Source organism: Citrobacter sp. TBCS-15 (assembly GCF_005280815.1).
Lineage (GTDB): Bacteria > Pseudomonadota > Gammaproteobacteria > Enterobacterales > Enterobacteriaceae > Citrobacter > Citrobacter werkmanii.
Genome location: NZ_SZWK01000312.1, coordinates 1 through 25,543, shown reverse-complemented (window position 1 = coordinate 25,543; position 25,543 = coordinate 1). Strand labels below are relative to the sequence as shown.

Genomic DNA, 25,543 nt, shown 5'->3' with positions numbered 1-25,543 from the left:
AGCATGAAATGGTTTAACACCTTAAGCCACAACCGCTGGCTGGAGCAGGAAACTGACCGCATCTTTAACTTTGGTAAAAATGCTGCTGTCCCGACCGGTTTTGGCTGGCTGGGAAATAGTGGTCAGGTCAGAGCGGATATGGGTACGCATCTGTGGATCACCGCCCGCATGCTGCACGTTTACTCCGTTGCGGCATCCATGGGTCGCCCCGGCGCATATCAGTTAGTCGATCACGGAATTAAGGCGCTGAACGGCGCGCTACGCGACACACGTTACGGCGGCTGGTACGCCTGCGTAAATGACGAAGGCGTGATGGATGCCTCCAAACAGGGCTATCAGCATTTCTTCGTCTTGCTTGGTGCAGCCAGCGCGGTCACTACCGGGCATCCGCAGGCCAGACAATTGCTGGATGACGCTATCGAAGTGATTGAGAAGTACTTCTGGAGCGAAGATGAGCAGATGTGTCTGGAGTCCTGGGACGAAGCCTTCAGCCAGACGGAAGATTACCGCGGCGGCAATGCCAACATGCACGCGGTTGAAGCCTTCCTGATCGTTTATGACGTTACCCATGATCGCAAATGGCTCGATCGCGCACTGCGTATCGCATCGGTAATTATTCACGACGTGGCTCGCAGCGGGGAGTATCGCGTCAACGAACACTTCGATTCACAGTGGAACCCAATCCGCGATTACAACAAAGAGAATCCAGCGCATCGTTTCCGTGCCTACGGCGGCACGCCGGGCCACTGGATCGAGTGGGGCCGTCTGATGCTGCATCTGCATGCCGCGCTGGAGGCCCGCTTTGAAACACCTCCCGCCTGGTTGCTGGAAGATGCCAAAGGCTTGTTCCACGCCACCATCCGTGATGCCTGGGCACCGGACGGTGCGGATGGTTTTGTCTATTCGGTGGACTGGGACGGAAAACCCATCGTGCGCGAAAGAGTGCGCTGGCCAATAGTCGAAGCAATGGGTACCGCCTATGCCTTGTATACCCTTACCGGCGACAGCCAGTACGAAGCCTGGTACCAGAAGTGGTGGGACTACTGCATCACGTATCTGATGGACTACGAGACCGGTTCATGGTGGCAAGAGCTGGACACCAATAACAAGGTGACCACCAAAGTCTGGGACGGTAAGCAGGACATTTACCACCTGCTGCACTGCCTCGTGATCCCACGTTTACCGCTGGCTCCGGGTCTTGCACCGGCAGTTGCAGCCGGTCTGCTGGATATCAACGCCAAATAAGTCACGAGGTGAGCTGTCATGCATAGCGGTGGAAAAACCCTTCATCTTCAGGCTGGTCATTACCAGGCGAAAATCGTCACGGTTGGCGCTGGGTTAGCAGAATTGACGCACTTTGGGCGTCACGTCGTTATTCCACATAAGCCGGAAGAGATGCCGCTGGCACATTTGGGAAAAGTGTTAATTCCCTGGCCAAACCGTATTGCAGACGGCTGCTATCAACATAACGGCAAGGCCTTTCAGCTTGCCGTTAACGACCCTGTTTCGCATACCGCCATTCATGGATTACTGGCCTGGCGCGACTGGCAGATTAACCAACTGTCAAACACGGAAGTGTCGCTGACGATTTTTCTACCGCCTTCTTATGGTTATCCCTTCGCGCTGTATTCAGAGGTGATTTACCGGTTGGATGCTGCCCGCGGACTGCACGTCTTTATTCGTACCCAGAATGTGGGTGACGAAATCGCACCGTATGGCGCGGGAGCACATCCCTACCTGACCTGCAATTTGCAATCCATTGATAGCTGCGAATTAACGCTCCCGGCGAGTGATGTCACCCACGGTGAATGGGATTTCACAACGCCGCGTGTTATCGCTCAGACCACTATCGATCACACGTTCAGGATCTTGCTGCCTGAGGCTGAGTGGGAGGTCAGACTGACCTGCCCAACACAAAAGATATCCACATACCTGCGCAGCCACCAGCCCTGGCTGCAGGTGTATACCGGCGAAAAATTAGCACGCCGCGGCCTGGCAGTAGAACCGATGACCTGCCCGCCCGACGCCTTTAACTCCGGCATTAGCCTGATTCATCTCGCGCCCGGAGAAACGCATCAAATGCATTTTTTAATCGGCAGTGAATAACAGATTTCCGACAAATTACCGAAATACCCTATTTTTACGGAGACGAAAATGAATTCGCTACAACAACGGTCCGCCGCATTAGAACTGACGACGTTACAAAATGGATTTACGCTGACGTACCACCAGCGCCCGATCTTACGTCACAGCGCAGAGACCCCTTGCCTGTGGATTGGCGCTGGCGTTGCCGACATTGATATGTTCCGCGGCAACTTCAGCATTAAAGACAAGCTCAACGAGAAGATTGCCCTGACCGACGCCACAGTAAGCGAGTCGCCTGAGGGCTGGCGGGTCGATTTCAGCCGCGGTAATACCATCAACGCCACGCTGCACATTTCTACCGACGAACAGGGTCGTTTGAAGCTCGACCTCCATAACGAGGAACGCAGCCATAACCGTATCTGGCTGCGTCTGGCCGCTAACCCAGACGATCATATTTACGGCTGTGGCGAACAGTTCTCTTACTTCGATTTGCGCGGTAAGCCATTCCCACTGTGGACCAGCGAACAGGGCGTGGGCCGCAACAAAAACAGCTATGTCACGTGGCAGGCCGACTGCAAAGAAAATGCCGGCGGTGACTACTACTGGACCTTCTTCCCACAACCAACCTTTGTCAGTACGCAGAAGTATTATTGCCACGTTGATAACAGCTGCTATATGAATTTCGACTTTAGCGCGCCGGAGTACCACGAACTGGCGTTGTGGGAAGACAAAACCACGCTGCGCATTGAGTGCGCCGACACCTTTATCTCTCTTTTGGAAAAACTGACCGCGCTGTTAGGCCGTCAGCCGGAGCTGCCGGACTGGATTTATGATGGCGTCACGCTGGGCATTCAGGGCGGAACAGAGGTGTGCCAGAAAAAACTGGACACCATGCGTAACGCAGGCGTGAAGGTAAACGGCATCTGGGCGCAGGACTGGTCCGGGATCCGCATGACCTCCTTTGGCAAGCGCGTGATGTGGAACTGGAAATGGAACAGCGACAACTATCCGCAGTTGGATAGTCGTATTCAGCAGTGGAAAGAAGAAGGCGTGCAGTTCCTCTCTTACATCAACCCGTACGTCGCCAGCGATAAAGATCTTTGCGCCGAAGCGGCTGCGCACGGCTATCTGGCAAAAGACGCCTCTGGCGCTGACTATCTGGTTGAGTTCGGCGAGTTTTACGGCGGCGTGGTCGATCTGACCAACTCCAAAGCCTACGCCTGGTTCAAAGAGGTCATCAAAAAGAACATGATCGAGCTGGGCTGCGGCGGCTGGATGGCCGACTTTGGCGAATACCTGCCAACCGACACTTACCTGCATAACGGCGTCAGCGCCGAAATTATGCATAACGCGTGGCCCGCACTGTGGGCGAAATGTAACTACGAAGCGCTGCAGGAGACCGGCAAGCTCGGCGAGATCCTGTTCTTTATGCGTGCGGGCTACACCGGTAGCCAGAAGTACTCCACCATGATGTGGGCGGGCGATCAGAACGTTGACTGGAGCCTCGACGACGGTCTGGCCTCCGTCGTTCCTGCCGCGCTGTCGCTGGCGATGACCGGCCACGGTCTGCACCACAGCGATATCGGCGGTTACACCACCCTGTTTGATATGAAGCGCAGCAAAGAGCTACTGCTGCGCTGGTGTGACTTTAGCGCCTTCACCCCGATGATGCGTACCCACGAAGGTAACCGTCCTGGCGATAACTGGCAGTTTGATGGCGATGAGGAAACCATTGCCCACTTTGCCCGTATGACCACCGTCTTCACCACCCTGAAACCGTATCTCAAACAGGCCGTCGCGCAAAACAGCGCCACCGGTCTGCCGGTAATGCGCCCGCTGTTCCTGCATTACGAAGACGATGCGCGCACCTACACCCTGAAGTATCAGTACCTGCTGGGACAAGATTTGCTGGTAGCGCCGGTTCACGAACAGGGACGCAGCGACTGGACGCTGTATCTGCCGGAGGATAGCTGGGTCAATGTCTGGACCGGGGAAACTTACCAGGGGGGTGAAATTACCGTGGACGCGCCGATTGGCCAGCCTCCGGTGTTTTATCGCGCGAAGAGTGAATGGGCGTCACTGTTTGCCACTTTACGCAACATCTAACACGGCTCGCCCGCGGGGCAACTCGCGGGCACATGGAGAATAATAATGAGTCAGACTTCCTCTAATCCGGCAACCCTACGCTTGCCGTTCAAAGAAAAACTCGCCTATGGGATGGGTGATTTAGGCTCCAATATCCTGTTGGACATTGGTACGCTCTATTTACTCAAGTTTTATACCGATGTCCTTGGTTTACCGGGAACTTATGGCGGTATCATTTTCCTTATCGCCAAGTTTTTTACCGCGTTTACCGATATGGGCACCGGGATTATGCTCGATTCGCGCCGCAAAATCGGCCCGAAAGGAAAATTCCGTCCATTCGTCCTTTATGCCGCATTTCCGGTTACCTTGCTGGCGATTGCCAACTTTGTCGGTACACCGTTTGAAGTCACCGGTAAAACGGTCATGGCAACGGTGCTGTTTATGCTGTACGGACTTTTCTTCAGCATGATGAACTGCTCTTACGGCGCGATGGTGCCTGCAATCACGAAAAACCCGGACGAACGCGCGTCGTTGGCTGCCTGGCGACAAGGAGGCGCAACTCTCGGCCTGCTGCTGTGCACCGTCGGCTTTGTTCCAGTGATGAACCTGATCGAAGGCAATTCACAGCTGGCTTATATTTTCGCCGCCACGCTGTTTTCGCTGTTTGGTCTGTTATTCATGTGGCTGTGCTATGCCGGGGTAAAAGAACGCTACGTGGAAGTGAAACCCGTGGATGCCGCGCAAAAACCGGGATTACTGCAATCCTTCCGCGCCATCGCCGGTAACCGCCCGCTATTTATTCTGTGTGTTGCCAACCTTTGCACGCTGGGCGCATTCAACGTCAAGCTGGCGATTCAGGTGTATTACACCCAGTACGTACTGAACGATCCGATCCTCCTTTCCTGGATGGGCTTTTTCAGCATGGGCTGTATCTTCATTGGCGTCTTCCTGATGCCTGGGATGGTCAGACGTTTTGGTAAGAAGAAGGTTTATATTGGCGGGCTGCTGATTTGGGTCGCGGGCGATCTGCTTAACTACTTCTTTGGCGGCGGCTCAGTCAGCTTTGTCGCCTTCTCCTGTCTGGCGTTCTTCGGCTCAGCCTTCGTCAACAGCCTGAACTGGGCGCTGGTTTCCGATACGGTGGAATATGGCGAATGGCGTACCGGCGTACGTTCTGAAGGCACGGTATACACTGGCTTCACCTTCTTCCGTAAAGTTTCACAGGCGCTGGCAGGCTTCTTCCCTGGCTGGATGCTGACGCAAATCGGCTACGTCCCCAACGTGGTGCAATCTGCGAGCACGGTCGAAGGTTTGCGGCAGCTGATCTTTATTTATCCGTGTGCCCTGGCAGTCATCACCATCGTCGCAATGGGCTGTTTCTACAATCTCAACGAAAAGATGTATGTCCGCATCGTTGAAGAGATAGAAGCACGTAAACAACCCGTTTGATAATAATAATGAATAGCGCCCTGCGGGGCGCTATTGAGGAGCGATTATGTCTTTTCATGATCCGCTAACGCTAAAACTGAGCCTGCGTGAAAAATTCGCCTACGGAGTGGGTGACTTCGGCTCAAATTTGATGCTGTGTATCGGCACGCTGTATCTGCTCAAATTTTATACCGATGAACTAGGGATGCCCGCATATTACGGTGGGATTATCTTTCTGGTGGCGAAGTTCTTCACCGCCTTTACCGATATGCTGACCGGTGTATTGCTGGACTCAAGGCGAAATATTGGCGCAAAAGGGAAATTCAGACCCTTTATTTTGTATGCATCATTTCCTGTCGCAGTCGTTGCCAGCGCCCAGTTTTTAGCGACTGATTTTACGCTCACGGTGAAAACCGGGCTGGCGACGGTGTTGTTTATGCTGTTCGGTCTGTTCTATAGCCTGATGAACTGCTCCTACGGCGCGATGGTGCCTGCAATCACGAAAAACCCACAGGAACGCGCTCAGCTCGCCGCCTGGCGTCAGGGTGGTGCCACCATTGGCCTGTTATTGTGTACCGTTGGTTTTATGCCAATTCAGGCGCTATTTGTCAGTTCCCCCTCATTGGGTTATCTGATTGCCGCACTGATCTTTTCGGTCTGCGGACTGTTCAGCATGTGGTGGTGCTTTAGCGGTGTGAAAGAACGCTATATCGAAATCGTGCCGGATCACCATAAGCCCAGCATTCTCAAATCGTTCTGTGCCATTTTCCGTAACCCTCCGCTGCTGGTGCTGTGTGTTGCCAACCTGTGCACACTGGCCGCATTCAACATAAAACTGGCCATCCAGGTGTATTACACCCAGTACGTGCTCAACGATATTCATCTGCTGTCGTGGATGGGTTTTTTCAGCATGGGATGCATTCTGGTCGGCGTGCTGCTGGTTCCCGCAGCCGTGAAACGCTTCGGTAAAAAGCAGGTTTATCTCGGCGGTCTGGCATTATGGGCTGTCGGTGATGTTCTGAACTTTTTCTGGGGCAGTACGTCATTTTTGTTCGTAACGTTCTCCTGTATGGCCTTCTTCGGGACAGCATTCGTCAACAGCCTGAACTGGGCGCTGGTTCCGGATACGGTTGATTATGGCGAATGGAAAACGGGGATCCGCGCGGAAGGCTCGGTGTATACGGGTTATACCTTTTCTCGCAAAATTTCCGCTGCGCTCGCAGGCTTCCTGCCAGGCATCATGCTGACGCAAATCGGTTATATTCCCAACATAACCCAGAGCGATGCGACCCTGCTTGGCCTGCGTCAGCTTATTTTTCTGTGGCCTTGCGGGCTGGCTATTATCGCTGCAATCACGATGGGTTTATTTTATAAACTCAATGAAACGCGTTTTGCTTTTATTATTGAGGAAATCAGCCAACGGAAGAAAAACAACACTCAACAGGATCCTGTTACCGCTAAAAATAATACCTCTGCTGTAAACGTATAAAAATAATTGCCGCTTATTCCATCTTAATGGATGGCGGCTTCCCTACGCTTAAAAAATGGATTTATTATGAAAAAGTTAACGACAATAATTCTCTTATCCTCTGTTGTGTCCACTTCTGTTTTTGCCGGTGCCTATGTCGAGAACCGCGAGGCATATAATCTGGCATCCGATCAGATAGAAGTGATGATGCGCGTTGGCTATAACTCCGATATGGGCGCAGGTATCATGCTCACCAACACCTACACCATGCAACGTAAGGATGAGTTAAAACACGGCTATAACGAAATAGAAGGTTGGTATCCTTTATTTAAACCAACGGATAAATTAACTATCCAGCCCGGTGGATTGATAAACGATAAGAGTACGGGTTCTGGTGGCGCGGCTTATCTGGATGTTAACTATAAATTTACCCCGTGGTTTAATCTTACCGTGCGTAACCGTTATAACCATAATAACTATAGTTCAACCGATCTAAACGGTGATCAGGATAATAACGATACCTATGAAATAGGTAATTACTGGAACTTTACCATCACCGATAAGTTTTCCTATACCTTTGAGCCGCACTATTTTATACGAGTCAATGACTTCAACAGCAGTAACGGAAAAGATCATCACTGGGAAATTACGAATACCTTTAAGTATCGTATCAATGAACACTGGTTACCCTACCTGGAATTACGCTGGTTAGATCGTAATGTGGAACCCTATCATCGCGAACAAAATCAGATTCGTGTTGGGGCAAAGTATTTCTTCTGATACTCCCGAGATAAAAAAAAGCCGCTGATAATCAGCGGCTTTTTTATGCTTACCTGAGAAAGAGCGTTAATTACTCTTCTTTCGCGCCACGCATTGCACGGCGACGATCGTTTTCAGTCAGGTGACGCTTACGAATACGGATAGAGGTTGGAGTCACTTCTACCAGTTCGTCGTCATCGATGAATTCCAGAGCCTGCTCCAGAGTCATCTTAACCGGCGGAACCAGAACCGTTGCTTCGTCAGTACCAGACGCACGCATGTTGGTCAGTTTCTTACCGGTCAGGCAGTTTACGGTCAGGTCGTTAGAGCGGCTGTGAATACCGATGATCTGGCCTTCGTAAACTTCAGCACCGTGACCCAGGAACAGCTTACCGCGGTCCTGCAGGCTGAACAGTGCGAACGCAACTGCTTTACCCTGGCCGTTGGAGATCAGTACGCCGTTCTGACGCTGACCCACATCACCCGCACGAACGTCGTCGTAGTGGCTGAAGGTGGAATACAGCAGACCGGTACCGGAGGTCATGGTCATGAATTCTGAACGGAAGCCGATCAGACCACGGCTTGGGATCACGTAGTCAAGACGTACGCGGCCTTTGCCATCTGGATTCATGTTTTTCAGATCGCCTTTACGCTCACCCAGCGCCTGCATCACAGAACCCTGATGCTGCTCTTCAACGTCCAGCGTTACGTTTTCGAACGGCTCTTGTTTACGGCCATCGATTTCGCGGAAGATAACTTTCGGACGGGAAACCGCCATTTCGAAACCTTCACGACGCATGTTTTCGATCAGAACAGACAGGTGCAGCTCACCACGACCGGATACACGGAACGCATCCGCATCTTCGGTTTCTTCAACGCGCAACGCAACGTTGTGCACCAGCTCTTTGTTCAGGCGGTCAAGGATCTGACGAGAGGTAACATATTTACCTTCTTTACCACAGAACGGAGAGGTGTTTACGCAGAAGAACATGGTTACGGTCGGTTCATCAACGGACAGAGCCGGCAGCGCTTCGACATTCTGCGGGTCGCAGATGGTGTCGGAGATGTTCAGTTCGCCCAGACCGGTAATCGCGATGATATCGCCTGCTTCGGCAATATCACTCTCGATACGTTCCAGACCCAGGTGGGTCAGAACTTTACCGACTTTACCGTTGCGGGTTTTGCCTTCGCTATCAATGATAGTGATCTGCTGGTTCGGTTTAACTTTACCGCGTTTGATGCGGCCGATACCGATAACGCCAACGTAGTTGTTGTAGTCCAGCTGAGAGATTTGCATCTGCAGCGGGCCGTCAAGGTCTACGTTCGGAGCTGGTACGCGATCAACGATGGTCTGATACAGCGGGGTCATGTCTTCTGCCATATCTTCGTGATCCAGACCTGCGATACCGTTCAGCGCGGAAGCGTAAACGATCGGGAAGTCCAGCTGCTCGTCGGTAGCGTCGAGGTTAACGAACAGGTCGAATACCTGATCAACAACCCAGTCAGGACGCGCGCCAGGACGGTCAACTTTGTTGATAACAACAATTGGCTTCAGGCCATGGGCAAAGGCTTTTTTGGTCACGAAGCGCGTCTGCGGCATCGGACCATCCATTGCATCCACCACCAGCAGCACGGAGTCGACCATGGACATTACACGTTCAACTTCACCACCGAAGTCGGCGTGCCCCGGGGTGTCAACGATGTTGATACGGTAGTCATTCCATTTGATAGCGGTGTTTTTAGCGAGGATGGTAATCCCACGCTCTTTCTCCAAATCGTTGGAGTCCATCACGCGCTCTTGGGTTTCAGCACGTGCATCGAACGTACCGGATTGTTGGAGCAGCTTGTCTACCAGGGTCGTTTTACCATGGTCTACGTGCGCGATGATGGCGATGTTACGCAAATTTTCGATCACAACTTTGCCTCAGGCATTTTAGAAATAGCGCGTTATTGTACACGGATTAATCGCAGTACAAAACAGGATCACAAACATCCTCCGCAAACAAGTATTGCAGAGTTTCTTTGTGATCACATTCACGGAGCGTTAAAAGGGGTAATCTGGGGTGCGTTGCACCAATATGGTGCTTAATGTTCACATTAAAGCACTATAATGGTGCAATACATCCTTCATGGTGCAGCCCCTTTGCACGATAGTGCGCATGATAACGCCTTTTAGGGGCAATTTAAAAGTTGGCACAGATTTCGCTTTATCTTTTTTACGGCGACACGGCCAATTTTTTGCAGAATTGAAGACTTCGTTACCACGACGACCATGACCAATCCGGGAGAGTAAGTATGTCCGCTGAACACGTTTTGACGATGCTGAACGAACACGAAGTGAAGTTTGTTGATTTGCGCTTCACTGATACCAAAGGTAAAGAACAGCACGTCACTATTCCTGCTCATCAGGTAAATGCCGAATTCTTTGAAGAAGGCAAAATGTTTGACGGCTCCTCAATCGGTGGCTGGAAAGGCATTAACGAATCAGACATGGTTCTGATGCCAGATGCGTCTACTGCACTCATCGATCCGTTCTATGAAGAGTCTACCCTGATCATCCGTTGCGATATCCTGGAACCCGGTACGCTGCAGGGCTACGACCGCGACCCGCGCTCCATCGCTAAACGCGCTGAAGAGTACCTGCGTTCTACCGGCATCGCAGATACCGTTCTGTTCGGGCCAGAGCCAGAATTCTTCCTGTTTGACGACATCCGTTTCGGCGCGTCCATTTCCGGTTCCCACGTGGCTATCGATGATATCGAAGGCGCATGGAACTCCTCCACCAAATACGAAGGTGGTAACAAAGGTCACCGTCCTGGCGTGAAAGGCGGTTACTTCCCGGTTCCTCCGGTAGATTCTTCTCAGGACATCCGTTCTACCATGTGTCTGATCATGGAAGAAATGGGCCTGGTCGTTGAAGCGCATCACCACGAAGTAGCGACTGCTGGTCAGAACGAAATCGCGACCCGCTTTAACACCATGACTAAAAAAGCGGACGAAATTCAGATCTACAAATATGTGGTTCACAACGTCGCTCACCGCTTCGGTAAAACAGCAACCTTCATGCCGAAACCAATGTTCGGCGATAACGGTTCCGGCATGCACTGCCACATGTCCCTGTCCAAGAACGGCGTAAACCTGTTCTCCGGTGACAAGTATGCGGGTCTGTCTGAGCAGGCGCTGTACTACATCGGCGGCGTTATCAAACACGCTAAAGCGATCAACGCCCTGGCGAACCCGACCACCAACTCCTACAAGCGTCTGGTCCCGGGTTACGAAGCGCCGGTCATGCTGGCTTACTCTGCCCGTAACCGTTCTGCCTCCATCCGTATTCCGGTGGTAGCTTCTCCGAAAGCGCGTCGTATCGAAGTGCGTTTCCCGGACCCGGCTGCTAACCCGTACCTGTGCTTTGCTGCGCTGCTGATGGCGGGTCTTGACGGTATTAAGAACAAGATCCACCCGGGCGAAGCGATGGACAAAAACCTGTACGACCTGCCGCCGGAAGAAGCGAAAGAGATCCCACAGGTTGCAGGTTCTCTGGAAGAAGCACTGAAAGAACTGGATCTGGACCGCGAGTTCCTGACTGCAGGCGGCGTGTTCACCCATGAAGCGATCGATGCGTACATTGCACTGCGTCGCGAAGAAGATGACCGCGTGCGCATGACGCCGCACCCGGTAGAGTTTGAGCTGTACTACAGCGTTTAATTTAACTTTTACACTCTCACATAAAAACGTGCAGAGGATGTAATAACCAATGGATTTCTTGCTACAGCAAGGCGGCAATTGAGTGAATCCCCGGGAGCTTACATAAGTAAGTGACTGGGGTGAGCGAAAACAGCCAACACAGCTGTAGGGAGAAAGACGAAGGTTTTAGTTGCCGTGGAACTTTTAGCCCATCTCTGGATGGGCTTTTTTCTCCACTAACAACCTGCTTTTTCGCGCTTTTTATCCATAAAAAGCTATAATGCACTAAAATGGTGCAACACTTTTCAGGAGACTGCTGAATGGCAACCGGCACGCTGCCCGATGCTGGGCAGATCCTCAATTCTTTAATCAATAGCATCTTACTCGTCGACGATGAGCTGTCGATACATTACGCCAACCCGGCGGCGCAACAGCTGCTCGCTCAAAGCTCCCGCAAACTGTTTGGTACACCGCTGCCCGATCTGTTGAGTTATTTCTCGTTAAACATCGGACTGCTGCGTGAGAGCCTGGAAGCCGGTCAGGGCTTTACGGATAACGAAGTGACGCTGGTGATAGACAGCCACTCACATATCCTCTCTGTGACCGCCCAGAGGCTGCCTGATGGCTTGATCCTGCTGGAGATGGCGCCAATGGATAACCAGCGCCGTCTGAGTCAGGAACAACTCCAGCATGCCCAGCAAATTGCCGCCCGCGATCTGGTACGCGGGCTGGCGCATGAAATCAAAAACCCGCTGGGCGGGTTACGCGGCGCGGCACAGCTTCTCAGTAAAGCGCTCCCGGACCCGGCGCTGACCGAATATACCAAAGTCATTATTGAGCAGGCCGACCGCCTGCGTAATCTGGTCGACCGTCTGTTAGGACCGCAACAACCGGGCATGCACGTCACGGAAAGTATTCACAAAGTGGCGGAGCGTGTAGTGGCGCTGGTTTCGATGGAAGTGCCAGAAAACGTTACGCTAATTCGTGATTACGATCCGAGTCTGCCTGAGTTATTGCACGACCCGGACCAGATAGAACAGGTTTTGCTGAATATCGTGCGCAATGCCCTGCAAGCCTTAGGGCCGGAAGGTGGCGAGATCGTACTGCGTACCCGCACTGCGTTTCAGCTCACGCTGCACGGCGTGCGTTACCGTCTGGCGGCGCGGATCGATGTTGAGGATAACGGCCCGGGTATTCCCTCTCATTTGCAGGACACGCTGTTCTACCCAATGGTCAGCGGTCGCGAGGGCGGTACCGGCCTTGGGTTATCCATCGCCCGTAATTTAATTGATCAGCATTCCGGCAAAATTGAATTTACCAGTTGGCCGGGTCATACCGAGTTCTCGGTTTACCTGCCTATCAGGAAATAAAGGTGACGTTTATGCAACGAGGAATAGTCTGGGTCGTTGATGACGATAGTTCCATCCGTTGGGTGCTAGAACGTGCGCTCGCAGGGGCTGGTCTGAGCTGTACCGCATTTGAAAGCGGTAAAGAGGTGCTGGACGCACTGGCCAGCAAAACACCGGACGTATTGTTGTCAGACATTCGCATGCCGGGTATGGATGGTCTGACGCTGTTAAAACAGATCAAACAGCGTCATCCAATGCTTCCGGTCATCATAATGACGGCGCATTCCGATCTGGATGCCGCCGTCAGCGCCTACCAGCAAGGGGCGTTTGATTATCTGCCCAAACCTTTTGATATTGACGAAGCCGTGGCGCTGGTCGAACGTGCCATCAGTCATTATCAGGAACAGCAGCAGCCGCGTAATGTACAAATCCACGGACCAACGACCGATATTATTGGCGAAGCGCCAGCGATGCAGGATGTTTTTCGCATTATTGGCCGACTTTCCCGTTCTTCAATCAGCGTATTGATTAATGGCGAGTCCGGGACCGGTAAAGAGCTGGTCGCTCACGCCCTGCACCGTCATAGCCCACGCGTCAAAGCGCCGTTTATCGCGCTGAACATGGCGGCGATCCCGAAAGATTTGATCGAGTCTGAACTGTTCGGTCATGAGAAAGGGGCGTTTACCGGGGCAAATACCATTCGTCAGGGGCGTTTTGAGCAGGCCGACGGTGGGACGCTGTTCCTCGATGAAATCGGCGATATGCCGCTGGACGTGCAAACGCGTTTACTGCGCGTATTAGCCGATGGACAGTTTTACCGGGTGGGCGGTTATGCGCCGGTGAAAGTGGATGTTCGCATCATCGCCGCCACGCACCAGAATCTGGAACTGCGCGTACAGGAAGGCAAATTCCGTGAGGATTTATTCCACCGTCTGAACGTCATTCGCGTTCATTTGCCCCCGCTGCGTGAACGTCGGGAAGACATCCCTCGCCTGGCACGTCATTTCCTGCAGGAAGCCGCCCGCGAACTGGGGGTGGAAGCCAAACAATTACATCCCGAAACCGAGGCAGCGCTTACGCGTCTGGCCTGGCCGGGCAACGTACGCCAGCTTGAAAACACCTGCCGCTGGTTAACTGTTATGGCTGCCGGACAGGAAGTATTGATTCAGGACTTGCCGGCCGAGCTTTTTGAAACCAGCGTGCCAGACGCGCCGTCCCCTATGCAGCCGGACAGTTGGGCAACGCTGTTAGCACAGTGGGCAGACCGGGCATTACGTTCCGGTCATCAAAATTTGCTTTCTGAAGCTCAACCAGAGATGGAGCGCACGCTATTGACCACCGCGCTACGTCATACCCAGGGGCATAAACAGGAAGCAGCGCGCTTGCTCGGCTGGGGCCGTAATACCTTGACGCGTAAGTTAAAAGAACTCGGAATGGAGTGACGCTCGGTCACAGTGTAAAGTTTGATAATTGAGCGCAAATTGCTGCTATTTTGCGCTTTACTGTTCCGATGAGTTAAGTATGATCGTGCCCGGCTAACGGGGGGAAGTCATCATGCTGGAATCAATGATTAATCTGCTGTCGAGCGGTGCGGTCGAAAGCCATACGCCACAAACTGCGGTTGCCGCAGTGCTGTGCGCGGCGCTGGTTGGACTGTTCAGCTGACAATGTGCCGGATGGCGCTAACGCTTATCCGGCCTACAGGTTGTCGCAACGTGTAGGCCCGGTAAGCGCAGCGCCACCCGGCAACCCGGCTAAATGACGCGTGAGAACTGCTGCATCCGCGCTTTCTGGCGCAGATAGGCATCAAAGCACATGCAAATATTCCGAATCAGCAGGCGGCCCTTAGGCGTAACCTGAATTCCCTTCTCATTCACATCCACCAGCCCATCTTTCGCCAGCGGCGCCAGCAGTTTCAGATCTTCGGCAAAATAGTCAGCAAAATTCAGATCCCATTGCTGTTCCACGGCGGCATAGTCGAGGCGGAAGTTGCAGATCAGCAGCTTAATCACATCCCGACGAATACAGTCATCGCGGGTCAGCGCAATTCCTCGCCATAACGCGTTCCCCTGCTCGTCTACCTGCTGATAATAGCGCTTCAGCTCTTTTTGGTTCTGCGCGTAGTTGTCGCCAATCATACTGATGGCCGATACGCCCATCCCCAGAAGATCGGTATCCCCCTGGGTGGTATACCCCTGGAAGTTACGATGCAGCACACCTTTGCGTTGAGCAATCGCCAGTTCGTCATCCGGGCGAGCAAAGTGATCCATGCCAATGAACTGATAACCGGTTTCGGTCAGTGAAGAGATGGTCTCCTGCAGGATATCCAACTTCTGTTGCGCGCTGGGCAGGTCGGCATCTTTGATTTTGCGCTGAGCAGCAAACAGCGTCGGCAGGTGAGCGTAGTTGAAGACGCTCAGTCGGTCTGGATTCAGCTCAGCAACGCGTTTCAGGGTGAAGGCGAAACTTTCCGGCGTCTGTTTTGGCAAACCATAAATCAGATCGATGTTCGTCGAGGTAAAACCAATCTCCCGCGCATGATTCAGCAGCGCAAAGATAAATTCTTCATCCTGCTCACGGTTAACCAGACGCTGAACTTCTTTATTGAAGTCCTGCACCCCCATGCTCAGGCGGTTAAAACCTTCAGCGCGTAAATGATCGAGCACATCCAGCTCAATTTCACGCGGATCCACTTCGATCGAGATTTCGGCGTCATCGTTAAAGTTAAAGTTGCCACGCAGCAGCGACATCAAACGGCTGATTTGCGCTTTATTCAGATACGTTGGCGTGCCACCGCCCCAGTGCAGCTGACTGACATGACGTCCGGCAAACAACGGTGCGCGATGAATAATTTCTTGTTCTAAGACATCGAGGTATTGATCGGCTTTATGCTGCTGACGCGTCACAACCTTGTTGCAGCCGCAGAAGTAACACAGTTTGTGGCAGAACGGGATGTGAACGTACAACGAGAGCGGACGCTCAGGGTAACGCGCCACAGCGTTTAAAAACGCCTCGGCGCCGTAGTCTTCAGAAAACTCCAGCGCGGTTGGGTACGAGGTATATCGTGGCCCGGAATAGTTATATTTCTGGATCAGGGCCAGGTCCCAGTCTATTAGCTGCTCTGACATGCTCACTCCTTCCGATGGCGTCTCTGGCGGGTACGGCGTACCGGCTTAACCCCTGTGCGGGTAATAAGCCGGTTGCGCAGCCACTTCTGTCGCCGCGACAACCGCTGTAGTTTAACGAATAACCACACCAGATAACATATAACCGGAAGGGTTATAAGCAGGACGGGAAGACCCACGGTGTAAAACCGTTAGTTGCCGCCTTTCAGCAGGCGCATCATATCTTCCTGCTTTTCTTCTTCTTCCTCTTCTTCCTCGTCATCGTAAGAGAGACCCAGCTTTTGCATCAGCTCATCAATGCGATCCAGCTTGGCATCAACCCAGGTTTGATCTTCCGCACTCAGGGTTTCTCCTGCTTCAAGACGCTCCAGCAGCGCATCCAGGCGCTCATCCGTTTCCAGTAAATCCAACTCAGCCTGTGGTGAAAGCATAGGTTTCTCACTCTTCGGTTTGTGCTGTTTGGTGACTTTTTCGGTCACGCCCAATGGAATGGGGGTTTTGCTGCCAATACGAGGATCTTGTTGCTTATTTTGCTTTCCGCCACCAGATGCGCCATCGCTACCGGACGCACGGCTACCCGCCGCATGGCCACGGTGTTTTTTCTGGCGCTTACGGTCGCGAGCTTCCTGGTTAATTTCTTCGCGTGTTTTACGACGCGCTTTTGCAGGACCTTTACCGCGTGGTGTAGAAGTTGGTTTCATCATGATTCGTCTTTGGCTGTTTTAATTCAGTATATATTTGCGCCGGAATCTAGCAGAAATAAAGAAAAAAGGCGACAGAGTAATCTGTCGCCTTTTTTCCTGACTCTCAACCCTTACGGGCTCTACTATCCCTGTTGGCTATCAACACACCCTGTTTTTCCCTTAGCCTGAAACATTCCGTGTTGTTTCCATTTCCTTTTACTAACGTCTCCGGACGTTTGTCTTCCTGACAATCCTGTGTCTTCGCCTCCTGGCGCTCCTGACCCTCATCCTGAGTCGTCTATCCTGTCAGCTTCCTCGCTATGGGCACTACTTTACCGTTTTGGTTTAAACGTACAAGTAACCAAGGTAACAATTTCGGATTTTAAGAATAGTGCCTAACCGTAACGCTATGATTTATTTAGGCCATGTCATTTTTTACACTGTCATCTCGTATAGATACTATCGGCAATGTCTCACAAAGTGCGAGGTTTTTACTTACACAGGCCACGCGTCGAAAAACCAGCCTTTTGCTGGTGTTCAGGTATAATCGCTGCAAAGCCTTGATTGATGGAGAGGACCTCTTTGACTAACTTGAATTATCAACAGACGCATTTTGTGATGAGTGCGCCTGATATTCGCCACTTACCTTCCGATACCGGAATCGAAGTGGCTTTTGCTGGCCGTTCCAACGCAGGCAAATCCAGTGCGCTAAATACCCTGACTAATCAAAAGAGTCTGGCGCGTACATCTAAAACACCGGGCCGTACTCAGCTCATCAACCTGTTTGAAGTCGTTGACGGCAAACGCCTGGTTGACCTGCCGGGGTATGGTTACGCCGAAGTGCCGGAAGAGATGAAGCGCAAATGGCAGCGCGCACTGGCTGAATATCTGGAAAAACGTCAAAGCCTGCAAGGTCTGGTGGTACTGATGGATATTCGTCACCCGCTTAAAGATCTGGATCAGCAGATGATCCTGTGGGCGGTAGAGAGCAACGTTCAGGTTCTGGTGCTACTGACTAAAGCAGACAAGCTGGCCAGCGGCGCGCGCAAAGCTCAACTGAATATGGTACGTGAAGCCGTGCTGGCGTTTAATGGTGATGTGCAGGTAGAAGCCTTTTCATCACTGAAAAAGCTGGGCGTGGACAAACTGCGGCAGAAGCTGGATAGCTGGTTTAGTGAACTGGCACCGGTCGAAGAGATTCAGGACGGGGAATAATCCCCCGCTATGCCGGATGGCGCCGCTGCGCGTCTTATCCGGCCTACGGCGTGAGCGAAACTTTTCTTGCGCACAATAAAAAACGCCCCAGTCATTACTGACTGGGGCGGCTAAAATATTCAGCCAAATCCGATTACGTGAAGTAAAAGGTCTGAAAGATAGAACATCTTACCTCTGTACCCTACGTGAATAACTTTACTCTTTTTTGAGCAGCTCAGAAAGCACTTTTTGTAATTTTTTTTCATTCCTTACATAGGGAATTCTAATGGACATCACAAAAAGTTCTATCTTATGTTGCTTAGTTACGAAAAAAGGCCGTTATTCAGTAAACCCTTAGTGCGCTTGATCCCAGTTTTCACCACTACCGACTTCCACTAATAACGGCACGTCAATCTGGGTCTCGTTTTCCATCAGTTGATGGATCTTTTTAGACACACTTTCCAGGTCATCTTTGTGCACTTCAAACACCAGTTCATCGTGAACTTGCATGATCATGCGCACGCGCGGTTTCTCGGTTTGCAGCCATCCGTCTACGGCTATCATAGCTCGCTTAATAATATCTGCGGCAGTACCTTGCATCGGGGCGTTGATTGCGGCGCGTTCAGCACCCGCACGACGAGCGCCATTACTGGATTTAATATCCGGCAAATAGAGGCGACGCCCTTCCAGCGTTTCAACGTAACCCTGCTCTTTTGCCTGTGCACGCGTGCGTTCCATATATTCCAGCACGCCAGGGTAGCGTTCGAAGTAGAGATCCATGTACTTCTGAGCTTCTTTGCGCGGAATATTTAACTGGCGAGCAAGACCAAAGGCGCTCATCCCGTAGATTAAACCGAAGTTGATAGCTTTCGCGCTGCGGCGTTGTTCGCTAGTTACTGAATCCAGCGGTAAGCCAAAGACTTCAGCGGCCGTTGCGCGGTGAATATCTTTCCCTTCGGCAAATGCAGTAAGCAAGCCTTTATCACGCGAGAGGTGCGCCATGATACGCAGTTCAATCTGCGAGTAGTCCGCTGAAACAATCACGTAGTCTTCCGGTGCAATAAACGCCTGGCGAATACGACGACCTTCGTCATTACGTACCGGGATGTTCTGCAGATTCGGGTCCGTTGAAGACAAGCGCCCGGTAGCGGTAACCGCCTGATGATAGGAGGTATGTACGCGCCCGGTTTTCTTGTTAATCATCAACGGAAGCTTGTCCGTATAGGTCGACTTCAGTTTTGCTAACCCACGATATTCCAGGATCACTTTCGGCAACGGGTAGTCCAGCGCCAGCTCTTCCAGTACCTCTTCCGAGGTTGATGGCGCGCCGCCAGGTGTTTTCTTCAGCGGCTTAATACCCTGCTTTTCAAACAGGATGGTTTGTAGCTGCTTGGTGGAAGAGAGGTTAAACGCTTCTCCGGCGATCTCGTGCGCTTTTTGCTCCAGCTCGTTCAAACGCAGCGTCAGCTCTTCTGAATGCTTGTGCAGAACAGCCGGATCGATTTTCACACCGTTGCGTTCAACGCGAGACAGAACCGGCACCAGCGGCATGTCGATATTTTCAAAGACGTTCAGCGGCCCTTTGTGCTGCTGCAATTCCGGCCACATTTTCAGATGTAGCTGTAGCGTGACGTCGGCATCTTCCGCGGCATAACGACCAGCTTCTTCCAGCGCTATCTGGTTAAAGGTCAGCTGGTTTTTGCCCTTTCCGGCAATCTCTTCAAAGGTAATGGTTTTATGTTTCAGCCAGCGATCGGACAGGCTGTCCATATCGTGTCGACCAGCAACACTGTTAAGAATGTAGGACTCGAGCATGGTGTCAAAGACGATGCCGCGCAGTTCGATATCGTAATTCGCCAGAATGCCGCGATCGTACTTCAGGTTTTGTCCCACTTTATGCGCGTTTTCGTCTTCCAACAGCGGCTTCAGCAGCGCCAGCGCACGGTCGCGAGTGATCTGATCGGGAGCATCCAGGTAGTCATGGGCAACAGGAACATAGGCAGCTACGCCCGGTTCAATGGCAAAAGACAGTCCAACCAGATTCGCAGAGATATTGTCCAGGCTGTCAGTTTCTGTATCAAAGGCGAAGACGGGCGCTTTTTTCAGCTTCGCGATCCACTCTTCCAGCGTCGCTTCATCCAGAATCGTCACGTAGTTATCGTACGAAAGAGCCGTCGCAGATTCATCCGGCGTAGCCTCGACGACGATTGTTTCCTGCGGTTTCGCCGCCGGCTTCGTTCCTTTCGCCTGCAGCCATTTACCGGCTTCTACGTCTGCAACCCAACGCTTAAACTCATACTGTTTAAACAGGCCAAGCAGTTCATCTGCGGCAGGCTGCTTCACTTCCAGTTGCTCGCAGGTTAACTCCAGCTCAACATCTGTTTTAATGGTCGCTAATTGATAAGAGAGGTACGCCACCTCTTTATTTTGCTCAAGCTTGCCCGCCATGGTTTTCGCACCACGGAAAGTCAGCCCCGCAATTTTGTCAGATTCGGCATAAAGGGTATCCAGCCCCCCCAAGCCCTGGAGCAGCGCCTGAGCCGTTTTTTCACCCACGCCAGGCACACCAGGAATGTTATCGGAGGAGTCGCCCATCAGCGCCAGGAAATCAATAATCAGCTCAGGTGGCACACCGTACTTATTCACCACTTCATCCGGGCCGAGGATAGTATTGGTCATGGTGTTGATCAGGGTGATGTTCGGTGTCACCAGCTGAGCCATGTCTTTATCACCGGTACTGATCAGCACCGGACGACCAACCTTTTCCGCTTCACGCGCCAGCGTACCGATAACATCATCCGCTTCCACGCCTGAAACAGCGAGTAATGGCAACCCCATCGCTTTTACCATCGCATGTAGAGGTTCAATCTGCGCGCGCAGATCGTCAGGCATTGGCGGGCGGTGTGACTTGTAATGCTCGAATAATTCATCACGGAAGGTTTTACCCTTAGCGTCAAATACCACAGCAGCATGGGTCGGCTGATATTGTAGAATCAAGCTACGCAGCATGTTGAGAACACCGTACATCGCACCAGTAGGTTCTCCTGCGCTGTTAGTCAGCGGCGGAAACGCGTGATATGCGCGATAAAGGTAAGATGAGCCATCTACAAGGATAAGTGGGTTTTCTGGGATCTGAACCATAATGTCCGTGCCTGTTTATCAGATTATGGGTAAAGGATGCCACAGACGGGATGAAAACATGAGTTTTTCGCCGTTTTTGTCGAAAAACTTTTGCAGTTCTTCTGCTTTGCTCGCAAATAAGACTGTGGATAACTTTGTGAATAAATAATTTTCAGCTCTTTAAATATAGCAAGGTAATTATTGATTCATTATATTTTTTCATATGTTTCAGTTAATTAAATAAATCTACAGCATTTTATTCCATTTTTATCGCTTGTATCCCGATGTGGATAGATATTCCTTTTTTTTCTATTCAGGGAAGATCCATCATTTGGTTCGTTTTCTGATAAAATCAGCCCCTTGCGCCTTTTTAGCGCACTGTCTATGGCTAACTTATTGAATAATTTAATTATGACAAGAATACTCGCTGCGATAACGCTGTTGCTGAGTATCGTATTGACCATATTGGTTACGATTTTTTGTTCTGTGCCAATCATCCTTGCCGGGGTGGTAAAACTCCTTTTGCCTGTTCCTGTCGTCTGGCGCAAGGTTTCCATCTTCTGTAATTTCATGATGTATTGCTGGTGTGAAGGTCTGGCTATACTGCTGCACCTCAATCCACGATTGAAGTGGGACGTCGAAGGGCTGGAAGGTCTTAGCAAAAAAAACTGGTATCTGCTCATTTGTAATCATTACAGCTGGGCCGATATCGTCGTGCTTTGCGTTCTGTTTCGTAAGCACATCCCGATGAATAAATATTTTCTCAAACAACAACTCGCCTGGGTGCCGTTTATTGGCCTGGCCTGCTGGGCGCTGGATATGCCGTTTATGAAACGTTATTCACGCGGCTACCTGCTCCGTCACCCGGAACGGCGCGGTAAAGACGTGGAAACAACGCGTCGCTCCTGCGAGAAATTTCGCGTACACCCGACAACTATCGTCAATTTTGTCGAAGGTTCACGCTTTACTAATGAGAAACGTGAGCAAACCCGCTCCCCCTATCAAAACCTGCTCCCACCTAAGGCGGCCGGTATCGCTATGGCATTGAATGTGCTGGGGGCGCAGTTTGATAAGTTGCTGAACGTCACGCTGTGCTACCCGGAAAATAGCAGCCGCCCTTTCTACGATATGCTGAGCGGCAAATTAACGCGTATTGTCGTGCGAGTGAACCTGGAGCAAATTCAAGAAGAGTTGCACGGTGATTACGTGAACGATAAAGGTTTCAAGCGTCGGTTTCAGCTATGGTTGAATACGCTCTGGAGCGAGAAAGACGCGCAAATAGATGCGATTAAAGCCACAAACAAAAAAGCCGGTCAATGACCGGCTTTCGCTTTTACTTCTGACTAACCAGGAATTTCACGGTATCCGCATACTGCTGTACAAAGATATCCATGCTGCTGGTATCCATGCCCTGCGGGTTTACCTGGTATTTACCATTCACGAACATCGCCGGAACGCCCTGCAGCTGTAAATCAGCTGCCGCTTTTTCCTGCTGCGCCACGAGTGATTTCACCACAAAGCTGTTCCATGCCGCATCGTAGTCTTCACCTTTAATACCCGCGTCGACAAACACTTTACGGATATCTGCAACAGACTGAACGGTTTGGGTTTTCTGAACCCCTTCAAACAGCGGAACAGTGACCTTATCTTCAACGCCAAGTGCCATAGCAACAGCCCAGGCCTGCGTCAGATCTTTACCCAAAGGCCCAAGAAACTCGACGTGGTATTTGGTCATCTTGGTGCCTTCCGGCAGTTTTTTCTTCACGTTATCAGACACATGAAGCACTTCTTCAAACTGATAGCAGTGCGGGCAGTAGAAGGAGAAGAACTCCAACACTTGCGGTTCACCCGCAACAGGCTTTTCCAGAGTGATGTATTGTTTGCCATCCTGGAACTGCGCCGCAGATGCGCTAAAAGCTAAAACCATACCAGCCAGCGCCAGCCATATTTTTTTCATGTTCAAGTTTCTCCGATTAATACATTGGCGTTAATTGTAAGGGGGGCTCTTGCAGAATTTTTGCCTGCTCAATAAAAGTTGCGGTCTGACGATGCCAGTAATCTTCCCCAGTTAACCACGGGAAGTTTTTTGGAAACGCAGGGTCACCCCAACGTCGGATCAGCCATGCAAGATAATAAACTAAACGCATAGCACGTAAAGGTTCGATCAGTCCGATTTCTGTCGTGTCGAACTCACTAAACTCTTCATAAGCCTCGATAATGGTTTCAAGCTGCATGCGTTGTTCAGCTTTATCGCCGTTAAGAAGCATCCATAAATCCTGAACAGCCGGGCCATTGCGGGCATCATCTAAATCGACAAACATTGGACCGTCACGCCACAGAATATTGCCGGCATGACAATCACCATGCAGGCGTAACGTGGCAAAACGCGTATGCCAGCATTCGGAAACTACTGTAATAAGTGAATCCGTTGCTTTCAGGAAGGCTGCTTTTTGCCCTGAAGGAATAAGTTGGGCCTGTTCAAACAGTTTACGCGGTTCGGTCAGATACTCTTCAAGGCCAATCGTGGGACGGAAAGCGAAATTACGCTTGCCGCCAGTCTGGTGCATACGCCCCAGATAGCGCCCAACCGCCTCCATCTGATCGATGTTATCGGCCTCAAACTGGCGTCCGCCGACGCTTGGGAAGATCGCATAATGAAAACCCTGATGGCTTAACAGTGTTTGGCCGTTCAGTACCAGCGGTGCAGCAACCGGCACTTCATCGCTCATCAGTTCCAGCGCAAACTGGTGCTCTTCCTGGATCTGATCAACGGACCAACGCTCAGGGCGATAAAACTTAACGACAAAGCGTCGACGGTCTTCGTCCTGAAACTGATAGACACGGTTTTCATAGCTGTTAAGCGGGGTTAGCCCGGAGTCCACCCGGATCCCCTGCTCAAACAGTGCATCCATGATGGTATCCGGGTGTAGCGTCTGGAAAGTAAAAGCGTTGTCGTTCATCCCATCATCCGGAAAATACTACGAATGATTCAGGATATCATTTCGCAGCGCTTTCGGTGGCGGCGATTACAAGCTTTTACTCTTTAATTACGCCACGTGCGCGGAGAAGGGCTGTTTTAAAATCTTCTTCATAATCTTTCTGAATACCTGGGATGACGGCGTCTTTCGCCGAGTCACGCATTTTCAGGTGATAGATCAGAATGTCATCAGTTAAATCCGCCAGTTCACCGTCAAAACCTGACTCTTGCGCCAGTTTCTGTAAAAATTGCATCAGGTTAAGATCAGGTTCTTTCTGCCAGGCTGGCTGGAGGAGTTCAATAACTTCATTAAGGCGTTTACATTTCATGGTTGTGCTCCTTAGGCTTAATACGGATACGTTAGCAGGGTCAATCCCACATTAAAAGAGGCGATATCAGTGATTCTGGATAGTGCAATAACAGGGGTTGTGCTGGCGGGCGGTAAGGCCAGACGGATGGGCGGAACCGATAAAGGCCTGCTTGAACTCGACGGTAAACCGCTTTGGCGACATGTGGCCGATACTCTCGCTTTGCAGGTCGATACCGTAGTCGTTAATGCCAATCGCCACCGGGATATCTACCAACAAAGCGGCCTGAAAGTTATTCCCGATACCTTGGCCGATTTCCCTGGCCCACTGGCTGGGATGCTGTCGGTATTCCTGCAGCAAGCGGGGGACTGGTTTTTGTTCTGCCCGTGCGATATGCCCTATATTCCTCACGATCTGGTCTCCCGTTTAAAAGAGCAGCGCAAAGCTGCACCAATCGTCTGGGTGCATGATGGGGAAAGAGATCACCCGACAATTGCCCTGATGCACCGCTCCTTGCAGCCCTTGCTACAGGATTATCTTCAGTCAGGTGAACGACGCGTCATGGTCTTTATGCGTCAGGCTGGCGGTCATGCCGTCGATTTCAGCGATCATAAAGATGCATTCGTAAACGTGAACACACCTGAAGAACTTGCAAAATGGCAGGAAAAATCATGATCCCATTACTTGCCATTGCGGCATGGAGCGGTACGGGAAAAACCACGCTGCTAAAGAAACTGATCCCTGAGCTGCGTGTCAGAGGTATTAGACCCGGATTGATTAAGCATACACATCACAATATGGATGTCGACAAGCCCGGTAAAGACAGCTATGAGCTGCGCAAAGCAGGGGCGGCACAAACACTGGTCGCCAGCCAGCAACGTTGGGCGTTAATGGTAGAAACACCGGAAGAACCCGAACTGGATTTAGCGTATCTGGTAAGCAGGATGGATGCTTCGACGTTAGATATGGTACTGGTCGAGGGATTTAAGCATGAACCTGTTGCGAAGATCCTGCTTTTTCGTGAGGGCTGCGGACATACTCCTGAAGAGTTGGTGATGGATGAGTTTGTTATCGCGGTTGCCAGTGATGTTCCGTTATCTGTGGATGTTCCATTATTAGATATTAATGACATACAGCAAGTTGCTGATTTCGTTACGCAATGGGCAAGACGATAACTGCTGTATGTTGATGCGCCTGATGCGCTTTGGTAAGCCGGATAAGGCGTTTACGCCACATCCGGCAGGTTTCATTTCGCACAGACGCAAAAAAGCCCATCCG

The 25,543-nt window shown here is 51.3% G+C and carries 22 protein-coding genes and 1 pseudogene; 14 read left to right on the top strand and 9 right to left on the bottom strand.

Features of this window, described 5'->3' with window-relative positions:
• The first annotated feature begins 3 nt into the window (after positions 1–3).
• The 6 genes from yihS (at position 4) to ompL (ending at position 7,846) form a co-directional block, all read left to right on the top strand.
• Positions 4–1,245 (top strand): sulfoquinovose isomerase, encoded by a 1,242-nt coding sequence (gene yihS, locus FDW96_RS22280; protein ID WP_042313543.1) that lies wholly within the window; start codon positions 4–6, stop codon positions 1,243–1,245.
• Between the two features lie 18 nt (positions 1,246–1,263).
• The gene (locus FDW96_RS22275; protein ID WP_042313546.1) at positions 1,264–2,106 is read left to right on the top strand and encodes an aldose-1-epimerase; all 843 of its coding nucleotides are present in this window, start codon (positions 1,264–1,266) and stop codon (positions 2,104–2,106) included.
• Between the two features lie 48 nt (positions 2,107–2,154).
• Positions 2,155–4,191: an alpha-glucosidase gene (locus FDW96_RS22270; RefSeq protein WP_137350333.1), complete on the top strand. Its 2,037-nt coding sequence runs from the start codon at positions 2,155–2,157 to the stop codon at positions 4,189–4,191.
• 45 nt (positions 4,192–4,236) lie between these two features.
• Entirely contained in the window at positions 4,237–5,619 is a 1,383-nt protein-coding gene (locus FDW96_RS22265; RefSeq protein WP_006686128.1) for an MFS transporter, read from the top strand.
• A 46-nt stretch (positions 5,620–5,665) separates the two neighbouring features.
• The gene (locus tag FDW96_RS22260) at positions 5,666–7,087 is read left to right on the top strand and encodes an MFS transporter (RefSeq protein ID WP_137350332.1); all 1,422 of its coding nucleotides are present in this window, start codon (positions 5,666–5,668) and stop codon (positions 7,085–7,087) included.
• Positions 7,088–7,153: 66 nt separating this feature from the next.
• The gene (gene ompL, locus FDW96_RS22255; RefSeq protein ID WP_137350331.1) at positions 7,154–7,846 is read left to right on the top strand and encodes a porin OmpL; all 693 of its coding nucleotides are present in this window, start codon (positions 7,154–7,156) and stop codon (positions 7,844–7,846) included.
• Positions 7,847–7,916: 70 nt separating this feature from the next.
• On the opposite strand, the gene typA is transcribed toward ompL, so the two are convergent.
• Entirely contained in the window at positions 7,917–9,740 is a 1,824-nt protein-coding gene (gene typA, locus FDW96_RS22250) for a ribosome-dependent GTPase TypA (RefSeq protein ID WP_003028641.1), read from the bottom strand.
• 380 nt (positions 9,741–10,120) lie between these two features.
• Here typA and glnA point away from each other — a divergent pair, with 380 nt between their 5' ends.
• From glnA to FDW96_RS22225, 4 genes are all read left to right on the top strand, one after another.
• Complete coding sequence (gene glnA / locus FDW96_RS22245; protein ID WP_137366327.1) at positions 10,121–11,530, top strand: glutamate--ammonia ligase; 1,410 nt, start codon at positions 10,121–10,123, stop codon at positions 11,528–11,530.
• A 299-nt stretch (positions 11,531–11,829) separates the two neighbouring features.
• Positions 11,830–12,879, top strand: coding sequence for a nitrogen regulation protein NR(II) (gene glnL, locus FDW96_RS22235; RefSeq protein WP_042313563.1), 1,050 nt, complete (start codon positions 11,830–11,832; stop codon positions 12,877–12,879).
• An 11-nt stretch (positions 12,880–12,890) separates the two neighbouring features.
• Complete coding sequence (gene glnG / locus FDW96_RS22230) at positions 12,891–14,300, top strand: nitrogen regulation protein NR(I) (RefSeq protein WP_042313592.1); 1,410 nt, start codon at positions 12,891–12,893, stop codon at positions 14,298–14,300.
• A 112-nt stretch (positions 14,301–14,412) separates the two neighbouring features.
• On the top strand, positions 14,413–14,523 hold the full coding sequence (locus tag FDW96_RS22225) for a YshB family small membrane protein (RefSeq protein ID WP_003028631.1): 111 nt from the start codon (positions 14,413–14,415) through the stop codon (positions 14,521–14,523).
• 89 nt (positions 14,524–14,612) lie between these two features.
• Here the strand turns inward: FDW96_RS22225 and hemN are convergent, their stop codons facing one another.
• From hemN to FDW96_RS22210, 3 genes and pseudogenes are all read right to left on the bottom strand, one after another.
• Positions 14,613–15,986: an oxygen-independent coproporphyrinogen III oxidase gene (gene hemN / locus FDW96_RS22220; protein WP_042313566.1), complete on the bottom strand. Its 1,374-nt coding sequence runs from the start codon at positions 15,984–15,986 to the stop codon at positions 14,613–14,615.
• 188 nt (positions 15,987–16,174) lie between these two features.
• Positions 16,175–16,684: a Der GTPase-activating protein YihI gene (gene yihI / locus FDW96_RS22215; protein ID WP_249357210.1), complete on the bottom strand. Its 510-nt coding sequence runs from the start codon at positions 16,682–16,684 to the stop codon at positions 16,175–16,177.
• A 106-nt stretch (positions 16,685–16,790) separates the two neighbouring features.
• Positions 16,791–17,039, bottom strand: a pseudogene (locus tag FDW96_RS22210) (hypothetical protein).
• Between the two features lie 209 nt (positions 17,040–17,248).
• Here FDW96_RS22210 and yihA point away from each other — a divergent pair.
• On the top strand, positions 17,249–17,881 hold the full coding sequence (yihA, locus tag FDW96_RS22205) for a ribosome biogenesis GTP-binding protein YihA/YsxC (protein ID WP_042313572.1): 633 nt from the start codon (positions 17,249–17,251) through the stop codon (positions 17,879–17,881).
• A gap of 333 nt (positions 17,882–18,214) precedes the next feature.
• Here the strand turns inward: yihA and polA are convergent, their stop codons facing one another.
• Both polA and FDW96_RS26340 read right to left on the bottom strand, forming a co-directional pair.
• Positions 18,215–21,001 carry a DNA polymerase I gene (polA, locus tag FDW96_RS22200; RefSeq protein ID WP_137366325.1) on the bottom strand — a complete coding sequence of 929 codons (2,787 nt, stop codon included), beginning with the start codon at positions 20,999–21,001 and terminating at the stop codon, positions 18,215–18,217.
• Positions 21,002–21,216: 215 nt separating this feature from the next.
• Positions 21,217–21,552: a hypothetical protein gene (locus tag FDW96_RS26340; RefSeq protein WP_233639323.1), complete on the bottom strand. Its 336-nt coding sequence runs from the start codon at positions 21,550–21,552 to the stop codon at positions 21,217–21,219.
• Here FDW96_RS26340 and FDW96_RS22195 point away from each other — a divergent pair.
• Complete coding sequence (locus tag FDW96_RS22195; protein WP_249357208.1) at positions 21,437–22,300, top strand: acyltransferase; 864 nt, start codon at positions 21,437–21,439, stop codon at positions 22,298–22,300. The genes FDW96_RS26340 and FDW96_RS22195 overlap by 116 nt on opposite strands.
• 13 nt (positions 22,301–22,313) lie before the next feature.
• Here the strand turns inward: FDW96_RS22195 and dsbA are convergent, their stop codons facing one another.
• From dsbA to FDW96_RS22180, 3 genes are all read right to left on the bottom strand, one after another.
• On the bottom strand, positions 22,314–22,937 hold the full coding sequence (gene dsbA, locus FDW96_RS22190; protein WP_038635827.1) for a thiol:disulfide interchange protein DsbA: 624 nt from the start codon (positions 22,935–22,937) through the stop codon (positions 22,314–22,316).
• A 16-nt stretch (positions 22,938–22,953) separates the two neighbouring features.
• Positions 22,954–23,940: a serine/threonine protein kinase gene (locus tag FDW96_RS22185; protein ID WP_137366324.1), complete on the bottom strand. Its 987-nt coding sequence runs from the start codon at positions 23,938–23,940 to the stop codon at positions 22,954–22,956.
• 76 nt (positions 23,941–24,016) lie between these two features.
• Positions 24,017–24,286 (bottom strand): YihD family protein, encoded by a 270-nt coding sequence (locus FDW96_RS22180; RefSeq protein ID WP_003028616.1) that lies wholly within the window; start codon positions 24,284–24,286, stop codon positions 24,017–24,019.
• Positions 24,287–24,355: 69 nt separating this feature from the next.
• Here FDW96_RS22180 and mobA point away from each other — a divergent pair, with 69 nt between their 5' ends.
• Both mobA and mobB read left to right on the top strand, forming a co-directional pair.
• Positions 24,356–24,940 carry a molybdenum cofactor guanylyltransferase MobA gene (gene mobA, locus FDW96_RS22175; RefSeq protein WP_061382605.1) on the top strand — a complete coding sequence of 195 codons (585 nt, stop codon included), beginning with the start codon at positions 24,356–24,358 and terminating at the stop codon, positions 24,938–24,940.
• Positions 24,922–25,440: a molybdopterin-guanine dinucleotide biosynthesis protein MobB gene (gene mobB, locus FDW96_RS22170; RefSeq protein ID WP_094301049.1), complete on the top strand. Its 519-nt coding sequence runs from the start codon at positions 24,922–24,924 to the stop codon at positions 25,438–25,440. The genes mobA and mobB overlap by 19 nt, the downstream gene beginning before the upstream one ends.
• Positions 25,441–25,543: the final 103 nt, after the last annotated feature.

Excerpts from the sequence above, each read along its gene's own strand:
- mobB (WP_094301049.1), top strand. The coding sequence starts at position 24,922 with ATGGCAGGAAAAATCATGATCCCATTACTTGCCATTGCGGCATGGAGC.
- dsbA (WP_038635827.1), bottom strand. The coding sequence starts at position 22,937 with ATGAAAAAAATATGGCTGGCGCTGGCTGGTATGGTTTTAGCTTTTAGC.
- FDW96_RS22265 (WP_006686128.1), top strand. The coding sequence starts at position 4,237 with ATGAGTCAGACTTCCTCTAATCCGGCAACCCTACGCTTGCCGTTCAAA.
- FDW96_RS22275 (WP_042313546.1), top strand. The coding sequence starts at position 1,264 with ATGCATAGCGGTGGAAAAACCCTTCATCTTCAGGCTGGTCATTACCAG.
- yihI (WP_249357210.1), bottom strand. The coding sequence starts at position 16,684 with ATGAAACCAACTTCTACACCACGCGGTAAAGGTCCTGCAAAAGCGCGT.
- glnL (WP_042313563.1), top strand. The coding sequence starts at position 11,830 with ATGGCAACCGGCACGCTGCCCGATGCTGGGCAGATCCTCAATTCTTTA.
- FDW96_RS22185 (WP_137366324.1), bottom strand. The coding sequence starts at position 23,940 with ATGAACGACAACGCTTTTACTTTCCAGACGCTACACCCGGATACCATC.
- ompL (WP_137350331.1), top strand. The coding sequence starts at position 7,154 with ATGAAAAAGTTAACGACAATAATTCTCTTATCCTCTGTTGTGTCCACT.
- FDW96_RS22225 (WP_003028631.1), top strand. The coding sequence starts at position 14,413 with ATGCTGGAATCAATGATTAATCTGCTGTCGAGCGGTGCGGTCGAAAGC.
- polA (WP_137366325.1), bottom strand. The coding sequence starts at position 21,001 with ATGGTTCAGATCCCAGAAAACCCACTTATCCTTGTAGATGGCTCATCT.
- glnA (WP_137366327.1), top strand. The coding sequence starts at position 10,121 with ATGTCCGCTGAACACGTTTTGACGATGCTGAACGAACACGAAGTGAAG.
- hemN (WP_042313566.1), bottom strand. The coding sequence starts at position 15,986 with ATGTCAGAGCAGCTAATAGACTGGGACCTGGCCCTGATCCAGAAATAT.
- FDW96_RS26340 (WP_233639323.1), bottom strand. The coding sequence starts at position 21,552 with ATGAAATTACAGAAGATGGAAACCTTGCGCCAGACGACAGGAACAGGC.
- glnG (WP_042313592.1), top strand. The coding sequence starts at position 12,891 with ATGCAACGAGGAATAGTCTGGGTCGTTGATGACGATAGTTCCATCCGT.
- FDW96_RS22270 (WP_137350333.1), top strand. The coding sequence starts at position 2,155 with ATGAATTCGCTACAACAACGGTCCGCCGCATTAGAACTGACGACGTTA.
- yihS (WP_042313543.1), top strand. The coding sequence starts at position 4 with ATGAAATGGTTTAACACCTTAAGCCACAACCGCTGGCTGGAGCAGGAA.
- FDW96_RS22180 (WP_003028616.1), bottom strand. The coding sequence starts at position 24,286 with ATGAAATGTAAACGCCTTAATGAAGTTATTGAACTCCTCCAGCCAGCC.
- FDW96_RS22260 (WP_137350332.1), top strand. The coding sequence starts at position 5,666 with ATGTCTTTTCATGATCCGCTAACGCTAAAACTGAGCCTGCGTGAAAAA.